Raw genomic sequence first — 12,760 nt, 5'->3', positions numbered from 1 at the left:
GCTGCAGAGCGGGTCCAACATTGCGCCTTTGGGGCCGATCAGGCGCCAAGGTTTCCCATGCTGTTTCCCGCTTCGTTTTCCGCGCCATCGTCAGCCTCTTTCGAGGGGCTCGAGTTCCGCCTGCTCGGTCCGGAGGATGCTGACGCGGACCATCGCGCGGTCCTGCAGTCCGCCCCCCGCATTCGGGGCGTCTTCGGGCCGACCAACGAATGGCCGCCAGCGAATCTGAGCTTCGAAGACAACCTTTCTGACATTCGGCGTCACCTCGCTGAATCGCAGGCCAACAAATCCTTCGCCTATTCCATCTGGCGCGACAGCGCATATGCCGGCTGTCTGTACATCAAGCCGTTCAAGAGTCGACTCGAAGTCGACCATCGGCGGCAACGCTACAAGGAAGTTTGCTTTCTGTGGGTGACAAACGACCTTGTGTCCAGTGAGGCATCTGTTCTTGCATCCTGCAGAGCCTGGGTTCTTGCGTCGTTTCCTGTTCTCAGACCCGTTTGGCCGGGACGGGATGTCAGCTGGGCTGATTGGGATGCGCAAGCCTCTGCTCAGCTGTCAAGCCCCGCGAGTTCGCAGACCCGCTGAGCGGTCCGACTGGCATCCAAGGTGTCCAAGCGGGGCCATGGGCTTCTCGCGCCACCCGCAGTTCGCCAGCGACGAAGAGAGCGGAGCCGGTACATTGCAACCATGCACGCTCAGGTCATCGCCGTCCACCGCAACCCCCTCCACGGCTTTTCCAAGACGTCACACCCCTTCATCGACCTCGTGGCCGGCCAGGGGGTTCTAGACGACACCCACGCGGGTGTGACGGTCCAGCACCGCTCCCGCGTGGCCAAGGACCCGACCCAGCCCAACCTGCGTCAGGTGCACCTGATGCACCAGGAGCTGTTCGAGGAGGTCGCCGCCCAGGGCCTTCCGGTCCGGCCAGGTCAGATGGGTGAAAACATCACCACGGCCGGATTGGGCGTGCTGGCGCTGTCGGAAGGCACGTTGCTGCGCATCGGCGCGCTGGCGGTGGTCCAGGTCACGGGGTTGCGCAACCCCTGCGCGCAGATCGAGGCCTTCCTGCCGGGGCTGTTGGCCGCGGTGCTGGACCGCACCGCCGAGGGCGCGTTGGTCCGCAAAGCCGGGATCATGGGGATCGTAAAGGCCTCCGGGCGGGTGCAGCCTGGCGATCCAATCACCCTCATCGACGCCCCTGCGATGCACCGGCCGCTGCAACCCGTCTGACACTGGATGCGCTGTGTGCCCACTCCCCAAAGTCCACCGACCACCATGCCACCCATTTTGAACATCGGCCTGATTGGTGACCGCGACGACGCGGTGCTCGCCCACCGGGCCATCCCCATGGCCCTGCAACTTGCCGCGCAGGCAAACAACCAAGCCGTGGACTTCGCGTGGATCCCCACCACAGAGCTCACCTCGACCAGCCGTGTGACCGCTTTCGATGGCCTGTGGTGTGTGCCCGGCAGTCCCTATCAACACATGGAGGGCGCCCTACGGGGCATCCGCCACGCCCGCGAAAACGGCACACCCTTCTTGGGGACCTGCGGCGGCTTTCAGCATGCGGTGGTCGAATATGCCCGCAACGTCCTCGGGTGGGCCGATGCCGACCACGGTGAAACCGCACCGGAATCCGCGCGCTGGGTGATCGCACCGCTGGCCTGCGCCTTGGTCGAGGTGTCCGATCAGGTTCAACTCGCACCGGGAAGTCGCATCGCCACAGCCTACGCCCAGCTCAGCGCCACGGAGGGCTATCGCTGCCGCTTCGGCATCCATCCCGCGTTCCAGGCGCAACTGGTGGCAGGCCCCTTGCGCGCCACCGCCCGTGACGCCGCAGGCGAGGTGCGTGCCATCGAGCTGGAAGGACATCCCTTCTTCGTGGCCACCTTGTTCCAGCCCGAGCGTGCCGCGCTTGCCGGTCAGGTGCCGCCGCTGGTGAAGGCCTTCCTTCAGGCCTGCGCCGGCTCGGCCACTGCGTGACCCCTTCCATCAGGCCTGCGCCGGCTCGGCCACTGCGTGACCCTTTGCAAGGATGAGCCCTGTGCTGTTCGCCATTCTCTTCACCGACAAGCCCGGCCATGGCGCGCTGCGTGCCGAGCAATTGCAGGCGCACATCGACTGGGTGGATGCTCACAAAGAGCAGGTGCTGGTGGCGGGCTCTCTGCGTCACGAACCCTCCGACGTCCCCAAGGGCGGCTTGTGGGTGGTGGAGGCGCCATCCAAACAGGCGGTGATGGACCTTCTGGTCTCCGACCCCTTCTACACCTGCGGACTGAGGCAGAGCGTAAAGGTGCTGCACTGGAGCAAAGCTTTGGAACACCATCGAGCGCTTGTCTGAGGGCTGAATCGCGTCAGACTGACCCGACACTTCTTTCCAACTGCCCCGGGGACCCCTCATGACCCTCGCGCTGAACAAGGATGCACGCAAGAATGCGATCGCGTCCATCGAGCGCTACTTCCGCCGGCGGTGAGTCTTCGATGCGCCGGCCATGGTCCGGCCTTGAAAATCGCCACGCCCCTTTCCACCCCCTGACCGCACACGCCCCATGTTGCTCGGTCACACCCTACTCGGTTCCGGTCCTTCGCTGGTCGTGGTCATGCACGAATGGCTGGGCGACTGTTCAAACTACGACGCCCTGCAGCCCTACCTCGACACTGCAGCGCACCGCTTCTGCTTTGTGGACCTGCGGGGTTATGGTCGGTCCATCGGACTGACGGGCAGCCACACCCTCGATGAGGCCTGCCAGGATGTCCTCGCCCTCCTCGACACGCGGCAGGCCCCGCGGTTTCATGTGATCGGGCATTCCATGTCGGCCCTGGTGGCCCAGCGCCTGGCCTGTCTCGAGCCTACCCGCGTTCAATCCCTGATCGCAATCACGCCCGTCTTCGCGTCCGGCTTCCCCGCCGACCCCGCCACCCGCACGCAACTGCTGGCCGTGGCCACCGAGGACGAGGCCGCATTGGCAGCCATCGATGCACGCACCGGCCATCGCCACACCCTGCCCTGGCTGGCCTTCAAGCTGCAGAAGTCGCGCCAGCGCTCCACGGCCGAAGCCCGCATCGGCTACCTGCAGATGTTCACCGGCACCGATTTCCAGCAGGAAGCCCAAGGACTGGCCACGCCCATGCTGGTGCTGCATGGCGAGCACGACATTCCGGTGTACCGTGAGGACGCACTGCGCGGCAGCTTTGGCACCTGTTACCCCAACGTGCGCTTTGAACAGGTGACCAACGCAGGTCACTACCCGATGCTGGAAACGCCGGTCTTCCTGGCTTCGCGCATCAACAGCTTTCTGGCGGAACAGGAAGCGGTTCAGAGACCGCCAGCCAACGCCGCTTGAACCCCTGTGTCGACCGAACGCTTGAATCAGGAGACAGTGGCACCCGCCACGAAGCACATCGCGTCTTTGCTCACCTGGGCTTCCAGGGTGATTCCAAGCGCGGCTTCGTCAAGTACAGACACCAGTTCGCCGCTGGCGCAATACGCGGCGTCTCGCCGGATTGACCCAGATCGCCGAATCCGAGACCCTCTCCGCCATGAGCCCACCCAAGTACTCCCGCCTCGAACTCGAACGCCGCTGGCTGGTGCCGCTGGATCTGGTTCAACACCTCGTGGTGGATCGAACCCGATGGCTGGAGGATCGGTACATCCATGGCACCCACTTGCGGCTGCGCGTGGTTCGTGAGGAAGGTCTTGCGCCCGTCTTCAAGCTGGGCAAGAAGTACCCTTTCGAGGCGGAGCAGGGGCAGCCGACCGTGTCCGTGTACCTGAGTGAGGTTGAACACGCTGCGTTGGCTCAGTTGCCGGCCCAGACGGTGCGAAAGCAGCGGCACACGGTGGCCGGTGGCGCCCTGGATGTGTATGTCCACCCCCACCTGGATTTCGCCATCTACGAGATGGAGTTCAATCATCCCTCGCAAGCACGTCACTGCGCAGCGCCTGCCTTTGCGGGCCGCGAGGTCACGGGGCTGGCGGAGTTCAGCGGCCATGCACTGGCCCACAGCACAGCGCCATGAATCTCGCCATGCCCTCCTGGCTCGCCGTGGCCCAGTCCGAGCTGGGCGTGCAGGCCCACCCGCACGGCAGCAGCAACCCGCGCATCACGGCCTATCACGCTGGCACCAACATCGCCGGTTATGACGACAAGGCCTCGTGGTGCTCTTCTTTCATCCACTGGTGCTTCGGCCAATGCGGCGTGACGGGCACCGGCTCGGCCCTGGCCCGCTCCTGGCTGGACTGGGGACATGCCCTGGAGCGTCCCGCGGCAGGCTGCGTGGTCGTCCTCTGGCGCGAGTCGCCCGAAAGCTGGAAGGGCCACGTGGGCTACTACCTGCGACACGACGAACAGGATGTCGTGCTGCTGGGCGGCAACCAACTGGGTGCGGTGAGGGAACACCGCTATCCGCTGAACACGGTTCTGGCCTACCGTTGGCCACACGGGCACCCGCTGCCTGACCCAGCCCCCAACGCACCTGTCTGAGAGACCCCATGCCTGACCGCCCTGCCTTCATCGTCTCGGCCGACGACCTTCCCGAGGACGCCCATGTCTACCCCCAGAGCACAGAGGCCATGGGCCCGACGCGCAGCCTGGGCGCTGCGGCCGGCTTGCAGCGCATCGGCATCAATCTGCAGCGCCTGCCCCCTGGCACGCGCTCGTCCTGGCCGCACGCCGAGTCGGACGAGGAGGAGTTCGTCTACGTGATCGAGGGCGAGGTGCAGGCCTGGATCGACGGGCACCTGCATCCGATGAAGGCGGGGGAACTGGCCGCCTTCCCCGCGGGCACGGGCACCTCGCACTGCTTCATCAACAACGGCGACCGCGAGGCCCTGCTGCTGGTGGGTGGCGACGTGGCTCGCGCCAGCAACCGGATCTTCTACCCGCTCAACCCCACCCGCCGGCAGGATCTACCCCCGGCGCTGTGGTGGCACGACGTGCCGGCGCGCGAGCAGGGCCCGCACGATGGTCTGCCGGACGCACGGCGGGGGTTGACGCCCTGAGCGGACGGTTGGCCTCAGAATCGGCAGATGCGCCGTCTTCTGCCTGTCATCGCCGCCCTCCTGGCCCTCCTGCTGGGCACCTACTGGTACGCATCGCCCTACCTCGCACTGCGCCACATGCAGGCCGCCGCCCAGGCCCGTGACGCCGAACGCCTGAATGCCCAGGTGGACTATCCCCGCCTGCGCGAGAGCCTGAAGGGACAGTTTTCGTCCCGGCTGGCGCACGAACTGGGCGGTGATGCTGGCAGCCAGGATGCGCTGGGCCAGTTGGGCGCGGCGCTGGGCACCACCCTGGGCAGCGCCCTGGGCGATCGGCTGATCGACGCCCTGGTGCAACCCGAGATGGTGATGCGAGCCCTGACCGAGGCCGAGCTGCGGCCACGGATGGGCCATGACAAGCCGGACGAAGGCAGCGCGACGAAGCCCGCCGTCACCTGGACCTCGGAACGCGTGAACCTGAACACCCTGGTGGTCTATGGCCACCGCCAGGCCGACGCACCCGAGGATCGACTGGCCCTGGTGTTCGAGCGCAGCGGCTTCGCCGATTGGAAGTTGACCGAAATCCGGTTGCCCGCCCCCCAAACCCACTGAAGACTCACCCAAGGCCCGTCTAGGGCCCTGTCACCCCATGTTCGGAATGTTCTTCCACCCCCGACCGGTCGGCCGTCGCCAGCCCGTGGCCGAGCTGTCGGTCCCACAGCGGGCTCCAGCCCAAGCCGTTCTGGTCAAGGGCTATTGCTTCACCATCGCACCGGCGGCTTCAGACGATGCCGTCACCGAATGCAACGTTGCTGTGCCCGGGACCCAGAACGCAGCAGTGGCTGGGCGGGCCACGGGAGACGAAGGCCGATGACACTGGAGATCGTGCCCACTCGCGCGGTGGCATTCGAGACCTGGCTGGAACTCTGGCTGGCCTATGTGGACGGGCAGATCGCTCCGGACGCCCCCTTGCATGCCGCCACCTATGAGCGCCTGTGCGCGCGAACCAGCTTGCACGGCATCGTGGCCATCGACCAAGGCCAGCCATGCGGCTTTGCCCACTATTACTTCCATCCGTCCACCTGGGCACTGACGCAACCCTGCTACGTGCAGGATCTGTACGTCAGCCCAGCCGCACGCGGCCGCCAACTGGGCATGCGTCTGCTGGACGAGGTGCAGAACCATGCTGCCCAGAGGGGCAGCCCGGTCGTGCACTGGAACACGCGCGCAGACAACCTGCCCGCACGCGCGCTCTATGACCGCATCGCCACTGCCAGCGATCGCGTGATCTACCTGCGGCCCGTCACGGCGGGGACCTGAACCCTTTGCCGCACCGCAGCATAGGGTTATCCAGATCGTATCGGGCGATATATATTGATGCAAATGTAAAATTCATCCATCGGCTGACCAGCCGCCCGCCCACGACAAGCAGAAAGGCCCCCCCCACAGGATGCTGAAGTTCAAGGACCACGTCATCGAAAGCGCCATCTTCGACATGGATGGCACCATGTTCGACACCGAACGCCTGCGGTTCAAGACGCTCTCGCGCGCCGCGCAGGACCTGTTCGGCCAACCGTTCACGGAGGAGGTGCTGATCGGGTCCCTGGGCTTGAGTGCCAAGAAGGCGGAAGAACTGGCCAAGCAGCATCACGGCGAGGACTTTCCGTATGCCGCCATCCGCCAGCGGGCGGATGAACTGGAGCTGGAGCATGTGCGCACCCACGGCGTGCCCATCAAGCCGGGCCTGCTGCCGGTGCTGGAGCGCTTGCGACGCTCGGGCCTGAAGATGGCCGTGGCCACCTCCAGCCGCCGCGCCATCGCGGAGGAGTACCTGATCAACGCCAACGTGTTCAAGTATTTCGACCTGCTGGTCTGCGGCGACGAGGTGGCGCAGGGCAAGCCGCACCCGGAGATCTTCCTGCGCGCGGCCGCCGCGCTCAACAGCCGCCCGGGCCAGAGCCTGATGGTCGAGGACTCGGAAAATGGCGTGCGTTCGGCGGCCGACGCCGGTGGCCTGGTCATCCTGGTGGAGGACATCAAGCCCCCGGCCCCCGAGGTGGCGGCGCGCGCCTTTGCCCGCCACCCCAACATGCGCTCCTTCCTGCTGGACCTGGCGGCCTGCACGCCCAAGCTGCCCATGCCCGCGCTGACCGAGCCCTTCCCCCAGGCCATCAACCAGCTCAAGGCCGGCATCCATGGCTTCGGCGCCATGGGGGGTGGCTACCTGGCCCAGGTCTTCTCGCACTGGGATGGCTACACCCGGCCCGCGCAGATCATCGCCTCCACCGGCAACGCCCTGCTGCGCGAGGCCATCACCGCCTTCGGCAAGTACAGCGTGCGCTATGGCAGTCACGCCTTCGACCAGACCGTGCAGCGCCTGCACATGGTGGACCCGGCCGACGAGGCCGCGATGATCGGCATGTATCGCGACTGCGAGATCGTGGCGCTGTGCCTGCCCGAGCAAGCCATCGCGGGCCAGGCCGACCTGATCGCCCAGGGCCTGGTGGCGCGCTTTCGGCAGCACAGCCAGAGCCTGACCGTGCTGGTGGTGCTCAACAAGGTGGGTGGCGCGCAGTTCGTCCATGCCCAGGTGGAGGCGGCTCTGCTGCGCCAGGTGTCCCCGCGCGAATGCTGGCGCATCCTGGAACTGACAGACTTCACCGAGACCGTGGTGACCCGCATCGTCAGCAAGCTCGGCGAAGACGCCCTGCTGCGCCAGCTGCGCATCAAGCACGACCTGTACGCCCGCAATGTCGCCCAGGCGCGCCAGCTGACGCTGGACGCCGAGGCCCTGGCCAGCGCCGTGCCGGCCGAACACGCCGATGCGCTGACCCCCATCGTCAGCTCCCTGCGTGACGCCGGCGAGCCGGCCAGCGCCCTGGCCCAGCTGCACTTGGTGCTCTTCAACAGCGAATCGGACATGGCCCTCTATGCCCAGCGCGGCAGCGAGCTGCTGGAGCACCTGCGCCAGGTGGAGACCGTGCCCGACATCGCCGAGATCCAGACCCTGAAGAACCGGCTGTGGAACGGACCGCACGCCATCATCGCCTGGTACGGCGCGCTGCTGGGCCACAGCACCGTGGGCCACGCCATGGGCGACGCCCGCGTGCAGGCCCTGCTCGACGAGCTGCTGGCCAACGAGCTGCAACCGGCGCTGAGCCGGCTCTACCCCGCGCAGCGCCAGCGCATCCCCGAACTGGCCCGCACCTTCCGCCAGCGCTGCGCCCATGCCTTCAAGGACCCGTGTGAGCGCGTGGGCCGCGACCCGCTGCGCAAGCTGCAGCGCGACGAGCGCGTGCTGGGCAGCCTGCGCATGGTGATGGAGCAGGGCCAGCCCATCGAGGGCCTGGCCACCGGCGCCGCGCTCGCCATCCTCTATGCCCTGCGCCACCCCGGTGCCGCGGACGACCCGGAGTGCCAGACCATCCGCGTGCTGCATGCCCAGCGCCAGTCCATCGTCGATGTGCTGACCTGGCGGGGCGAGAACGACACCCAGCGCGGGCCGGGGCTGGACCCGCTCGCCGATTCCGCCCTCATCGAGGCGGTGCAGGCCGAGTTCGATCGCCTGCGTGAAGCCCTGGAGCTGGACACCCCCGCGCTGGCCTGACCCGGCGGCTACCATGCCGTCGCATGCGCATCGACACGCCCACCGAAGCCGACATCCCGGACCTGGCACGCATCCACGTGCAGTCCTGGCAGGCCGCCTATGCGGGGCTGCTGGATGCGGCCTACCTGGCCGGGCTATCGGTGGAGGAACGCTGCCTGAGCTGGCAACGCATCCTGGCCGCGGGCGAATCGACCACCTGGGTGGCCCGTGACGACGCAGGCCGGGTGCAGGCCTTCCTGAGCCACGGCCCCAGCCGGGACCGCGACGCGCCCGCCGACCGCGGCGAGATCTGGGCCCTCTACGCCCATCCGACAGCCTGGGGCCGCGGCGCCGGCCGGGCACTGATGGACTGTGCGCTGCAGGCCCTGCGGGCACAGGGCCTGGCCAGCGTGGGCCTGTGGGTGCTGCGCGGCAACCAGCGCGGCATCCGCTTCTACGAAGCGGCTGGCTTTGCCGAAGTGCCGGGCAGCGTGCAGCGTTTCGAGCTGGGCGGGCGTCCCGTGGAGGAACTGGCCATGCTGCGCTTCCTGACTGCGAATCCAAGCCCTTCGCGGCCCCGGTGAAGACTGCGTGCCTGAGCCACGCGTGTCGACCCTGCTGCGGCCAGAAAGCGGGTCCAGATGAGGGCCGGGGGAAAATCGATGCCGCCGGAGGGCTGTGTTCATCGTTCTCAAGGGAGAGAATTCACCCCTTCCGCGCACCAGGCGACATGACCGACAAACTCCCTGCCCTGCCCCAGCTGCCCCTGGGCCGCTACCGCCACTACAAAGGGGGCGAGTACGAGGTGATCGGCCTGGCCCGCCACAGCGAAGATCTCTCGCCCCTGGTGGTGTACCGCCCGCTCTACAACGCCACTGGCTGGTGGGTGCGCCCCTATGCCATGTTCGTGGAGCAGGTGGAGGTGAACGGGCGGAGGCAACCGCGTTTCTCGCCGCTCGAAGACCCCACGGGCCAGGCCCTGCCGCTTTGACGCTGACCCAGGGCCCGCGCATCATGCGCACTCCATCGCCCCAGGACCGACCATGCCGCTGACCGACGCCTCTGACGCCGACCTCGTCCTCTACACCCACCCCTGGTCGCGCGGGCAGATCGCGCGCTGGATGCTGGAGGAAGTGGGTGTGCCTTACCGGCAGGCGGTGCTGGACTTCGGCACCACCATGAAGGCCCCGGACTACCTGGCCCTGAACCCGCTGGGCAAGGTACCCACCGTGGTGCACCGCGGGCAGGTGGTGACGGAATGCGCCGCCATCTGCGCCTATCTGGCCGATGCCTTCCCCGCCGCCAGACTGGCCCCCGCACCGGCCGAGCGGGCCGCCTACTACCGCTGGCTCTTCTTCGCGGCGGGCCCGCTGGAAGCGGCCATCATCGACCGCACGCTGAAGGTGGAACTGACACCCCGCCAGGAGGTGATGGTCGGCTACGGCAGCTACGAGCGGACCCTGGAGGTGGTGGCCAGCGCGGTGAGCGCCGGCCCCTATGTGGCCGGCCCGGGCTTCACCGCGGCCGACGTCTACGTGGGCTCGCACCTCATCTGGGGCATGCAGTTCGGCACACTGCCCAAGCGGCCTGAGTTCGAGGACTACGCCGGGCGTCTGGTGCAGCGCCCGGCCTACACCGCCGCCAAGGCCATCGACGAGGCGCTGGGACAGGCCTTGCAGGCCAAGGGCTGAGCCGCGCCATGCGCTGGCTGGAACACCGCGTGCCGCCGCCGCTGCTGGCCCTGCTGCTGGGCTGGGCCATGCACGCCAGTGCGGCGGGGTCGCCAGCCCTGCCTTGGCCGCGCGCCGTGGCCTGGCCCTTGATGGCCCTGCTGGTGCTGGCCGGTCTGGCCTGCGACCTGAGTGGCCTGTGGCGCTTCCTGCGGGCCCGCACCACCATCAACCCGCTGCGGCCGCAGAACAGCTCGGCGCTGGTCACGGGCGGCATCTACCGCCTCACCCGCAACCCCATGTACCTGGGCCTGGCGCTGCTGCTGTCGGCCTGGGCCGTGCACCTGCAGACTGCCTGGCCCTGGGCCGGTCCGCTGGCCTTTGTGGCCTACATCACCCGCTTCCAGATCCTGCCGGAGGAGCGCGCACTGCGGGCCCGTTTCGGCAGCGACTACCAGGCCTATTGCGAACGGGTGCGTCGCTGGCTGTGAGCCATCGGAGACCTCAAGGTGGCCCCCCGGACGACATGGCGCGCATGCGTGCCTCGATGTCGTCTTCGCTCAGTGGCGCCGAGGCCCCCGAGGATGCGCCGGGCACCTGACCGGCCGGGGCGGCATCCAGCCCATGCACGCTGGCTGGCCAGCAGAACACCAGCACGATGCACAGCGCCTGCACCGCCAGGTAGGGCGCCAGCGCGCGCCACAGGGCCCAGGTGCCGATGGACGGCCCCTGAAGGCGGGCCAGCATCACCGCATAGCCCATGGGCGGCCACAGAAAGCTGGCCTGCAGCACCAGCAACAGCAGGACGCCGGCCTGCTGGGCATCCCCCAGCCGGTCGATCAAGGCGGGCGCCAGCAGCGGAATGACCACGAAGATCATCTCGAAGGCATCCAGCACCCAGGCGCACAGGCCCACTCCCACCAGCATCAGCAGCGCCACCGCGCGGGGGTCTCCAGTGGCCCCCACCGCCGCTTGCGAGAGCCAGGCGTCGGTGCCCCACAACCGGAACACCAGGCTGAAGGTCGTGGCGCCCACCAGCAGGGCGATCAGGGCCCCGCTCAGGGCCAGGGTGTCGTCCAGCACGCGCCGCCAGCCGGCACGGTCCAGCGCACGGGTCAGAGCGGTACCCGCGGCCAGCAGCACGCCGCCGGTAGCCGCGGCCTCCACCGCCAGCAGGTGACCGGTGAAGACCCCCGCCAGCAGGGCCAGGATGATCAGCGCGCTCAGCGCCGCCAAAGCGCGCCGGGACTTTGGCTGGGGTGGCGACGCAGCGGCCGCCGGCTCGCCCACACCGGCTCCGCGCCATTGCCAGACGGCCACCGCCAACCAGCCCAGCAGCACCAACACAGCGGGCACGGCCGCGGCGTGCAGCAGGTCCTGCGTGTTGAGCACATGCCCGCCCGTCCAGGCCCGTTCCGGGTGGAGCTGCAGCGCCTCGGTGTGGGCCCGCATCAGGGCGTCGCCCAGCAGCAGCAGCACCAGCGAGGGCGGCAACACCACGCCCAGGGTGGCCGCCACCGCGATGAGGGCCGTGGCCCGCTCGGGCCGGCGCAGCGGCGTGCGGGCCAGGGTGGGCCACACCAGGCGTGCCAGCAGGGACGAGCTGGAAGCCACGGAGCCGTTCATCGGCGCCACCAACAGCCCCACGCCCAGCACCCCGCCTGCAGGCCCGGCCCCCCAGCGGGCCAGGCCACGGCTGGCGCCCGCGTAAAGCGCATCGGCCAGGGCCACCCGCTGCAACAGCACCCCCACGAACACATAGAGCGGCAAGGCCTGCAGCAGGTCTGACTCCAGCAGCCCGGTGAGGCGCGCCGGCAGGGCGGCGAGCACGCCCACGTCCAGCACGCCCAGGGCCCACCCGAAGGCGGCGGCGGCGCTGGAGACCCCGAGCAGCAGGGCCCAGACCGGCAGGCCGGTGCCCATCACCAGCAGGCCCAGCGCCAGCAACATCCACAAGCCGCCCTGCACGGTGCCCATCGCACTGACTCCGCTCAGCATGCCGACCGGCGCCAGGCGCGCCAGAGCTCGCCCACGGCCTGGGCCACGGCCAGCAGGAGCAGCAGCACCATCGCCAGGCGGATCACGAAGTAGCCCGGGGTCAGCGTCTCCGGGAAGCGCTCCTGCTGTGCCAGGCTCTGCCAGACGGTGGGCGCGGCCGCCCACAGCGTCCAGCCGGCCCAGGGCAGCACGCACAGGGCCAGCACCGTGGCCCGGGTGCGGGGCCGCCACACCCCGCGTCGGCCGGCGGCCAGGTGGGTGCCCGCCCGGTTGGCCGCCGTCACCGCCACCGCGGCATAGACAGCAAAGACCAACTGACCCAGGTCGTTGGCCCGCTGGGAACCGGCGTGCACCAGCTCCCGCAGAGGCCACTGGGCCCACAGCAGCCCGGCCAGGGGCAGCACGGCCCAGGCCAGGTGGCCGGGCCACCAACGCACAGGGCGCGCCAGGGGCGCGGCGGCGGCATCGTCCAGGCAGTCGCCTTGGCTGTCATCCGCTGGGGGTGTGGCCATCGGGATGTCT

17 protein-coding genes are annotated in these 12,760 nt (G+C 68.5%); 15 read left to right on the top strand and 2 right to left on the bottom strand.

Annotated features, from left to right (window positions below):
* Positions 1 to 57: 57 nt before the first annotated feature.
* The 15 genes from M0L44_RS03855 (at position 58) to M0L44_RS03785 (ending at position 10,731) form a co-directional block, all read left to right on the top strand.
* Positions 58 to 588 (top strand): hypothetical protein, encoded by a 531-nt coding sequence (locus M0L44_RS03855; RefSeq protein ID WP_252768298.1) that lies wholly within the window; start codon positions 58 to 60, stop codon positions 586 to 588.
* Positions 589 to 690: 102 nt separating this feature from the next.
* Positions 691 to 1,233, top strand: coding sequence for an MOSC domain-containing protein (locus M0L44_RS03850; protein WP_252768296.1), 543 nt, complete (start codon positions 691 to 693; stop codon positions 1,231 to 1,233).
* 57 nt (positions 1,234 to 1,290) lie between these two features.
* On the top strand, positions 1,291 to 1,986 hold the full coding sequence (locus tag M0L44_RS03845; protein WP_252768295.1) for a CTP synthase C-terminal region-related (seleno)protein: 696 nt from the start codon (positions 1,291 to 1,293) through the stop codon (positions 1,984 to 1,986).
* A gap of 52 nt (positions 1,987 to 2,038) precedes the next feature.
* The gene (locus tag M0L44_RS03840; protein WP_252768294.1) at positions 2,039 to 2,344 is read left to right on the top strand and encodes a YciI family protein; all 306 of its coding nucleotides are present in this window, start codon (positions 2,039 to 2,041) and stop codon (positions 2,342 to 2,344) included.
* A gap of 208 nt (positions 2,345 to 2,552) precedes the next feature.
* Complete coding sequence (locus M0L44_RS03835) at positions 2,553 to 3,347, top strand: alpha/beta fold hydrolase (protein WP_252768293.1); 795 nt, start codon at positions 2,553 to 2,555, stop codon at positions 3,345 to 3,347.
* A gap of 196 nt (positions 3,348 to 3,543) precedes the next feature.
* Positions 3,544 to 4,023 (top strand): hypothetical protein, encoded by a 480-nt coding sequence (locus tag M0L44_RS03830; RefSeq protein WP_252768292.1) that lies wholly within the window; start codon positions 3,544 to 3,546, stop codon positions 4,021 to 4,023.
* A gap of 8 nt (positions 4,024 to 4,031) precedes the next feature.
* Positions 4,032 to 4,487: a TIGR02594 family protein gene (locus M0L44_RS03825; protein WP_252768291.1), complete on the top strand. Its 456-nt coding sequence runs from the start codon at positions 4,032 to 4,034 to the stop codon at positions 4,485 to 4,487.
* An 8-nt stretch (positions 4,488 to 4,495) separates the two neighbouring features.
* The gene (locus tag M0L44_RS03820) at positions 4,496 to 5,005 is read left to right on the top strand and encodes a cupin domain-containing protein (protein WP_252768290.1); all 510 of its coding nucleotides are present in this window, start codon (positions 4,496 to 4,498) and stop codon (positions 5,003 to 5,005) included.
* Between the two features lie 27 nt (positions 5,006 to 5,032).
* The gene (locus tag M0L44_RS03815) at positions 5,033 to 5,596 is read left to right on the top strand and encodes a DUF2939 domain-containing protein (RefSeq protein ID WP_252768289.1); all 564 of its coding nucleotides are present in this window, start codon (positions 5,033 to 5,035) and stop codon (positions 5,594 to 5,596) included.
* 258 nt (positions 5,597 to 5,854) lie between these two features.
* Complete coding sequence (locus M0L44_RS03810; RefSeq protein WP_252768288.1) at positions 5,855 to 6,304, top strand: GNAT family N-acetyltransferase; 450 nt, start codon at positions 5,855 to 5,857, stop codon at positions 6,302 to 6,304.
* A gap of 130 nt (positions 6,305 to 6,434) precedes the next feature.
* On the top strand, positions 6,435 to 8,591 hold the full coding sequence (mtlD, locus tag M0L44_RS03805; protein ID WP_252768287.1) for a bifunctional mannitol-1-phosphate dehydrogenase/phosphatase: 2,157 nt from the start codon (positions 6,435 to 6,437) through the stop codon (positions 8,589 to 8,591).
* Positions 8,592 to 8,614: 23 nt separating this feature from the next.
* Positions 8,615 to 9,154: a GNAT family N-acetyltransferase gene (locus tag M0L44_RS03800; protein WP_252768286.1), complete on the top strand. Its 540-nt coding sequence runs from the start codon at positions 8,615 to 8,617 to the stop codon at positions 9,152 to 9,154.
* Positions 9,155 to 9,300: 146 nt separating this feature from the next.
* Complete coding sequence (locus tag M0L44_RS03795; protein WP_252768284.1) at positions 9,301 to 9,561, top strand: DUF1653 domain-containing protein; 261 nt, start codon at positions 9,301 to 9,303, stop codon at positions 9,559 to 9,561.
* Positions 9,562 to 9,613: 52 nt separating this feature from the next.
* Positions 9,614 to 10,261, top strand: coding sequence for a glutathione S-transferase family protein (locus M0L44_RS03790; protein ID WP_252768282.1), 648 nt, complete (start codon positions 9,614 to 9,616; stop codon positions 10,259 to 10,261).
* A gap of 8 nt (positions 10,262 to 10,269) precedes the next feature.
* Positions 10,270 to 10,731: a methyltransferase family protein gene (locus tag M0L44_RS03785; protein ID WP_252768280.1), complete on the top strand. Its 462-nt coding sequence runs from the start codon at positions 10,270 to 10,272 to the stop codon at positions 10,729 to 10,731.
* A gap of 13 nt (positions 10,732 to 10,744) precedes the next feature.
* Here the strand turns inward: M0L44_RS03785 and M0L44_RS03780 are convergent, their stop codons facing one another.
* On the bottom strand, positions 10,745 to 12,238 hold the full coding sequence (locus tag M0L44_RS03780; RefSeq protein WP_252768279.1) for a TRAP transporter large permease subunit: 1,494 nt from the start codon (positions 12,236 to 12,238) through the stop codon (positions 10,745 to 10,747).
* Positions 12,232 to 12,750 (bottom strand): C4-dicarboxylate ABC transporter substrate-binding protein, encoded by a 519-nt coding sequence (locus tag M0L44_RS03775; protein ID WP_252768278.1) that lies wholly within the window; start codon positions 12,748 to 12,750, stop codon positions 12,232 to 12,234. Before M0L44_RS03775 ends, M0L44_RS03780 begins: the two co-directional genes overlap by 7 nt.
* Between the last annotated feature and the right edge of the window lie 10 nt (positions 12,751 to 12,760).

This window comes from Ideonella oryzae (assembly GCF_024055665.1).
Lineage (GTDB): Bacteria > Pseudomonadota > Gammaproteobacteria > Burkholderiales > Burkholderiaceae_C > Ideonella > Ideonella oryzae.
Note: the sequence above shows the minus strand (reverse complement) of the source record. Positions and strands in the feature narration are given on the sequence as shown.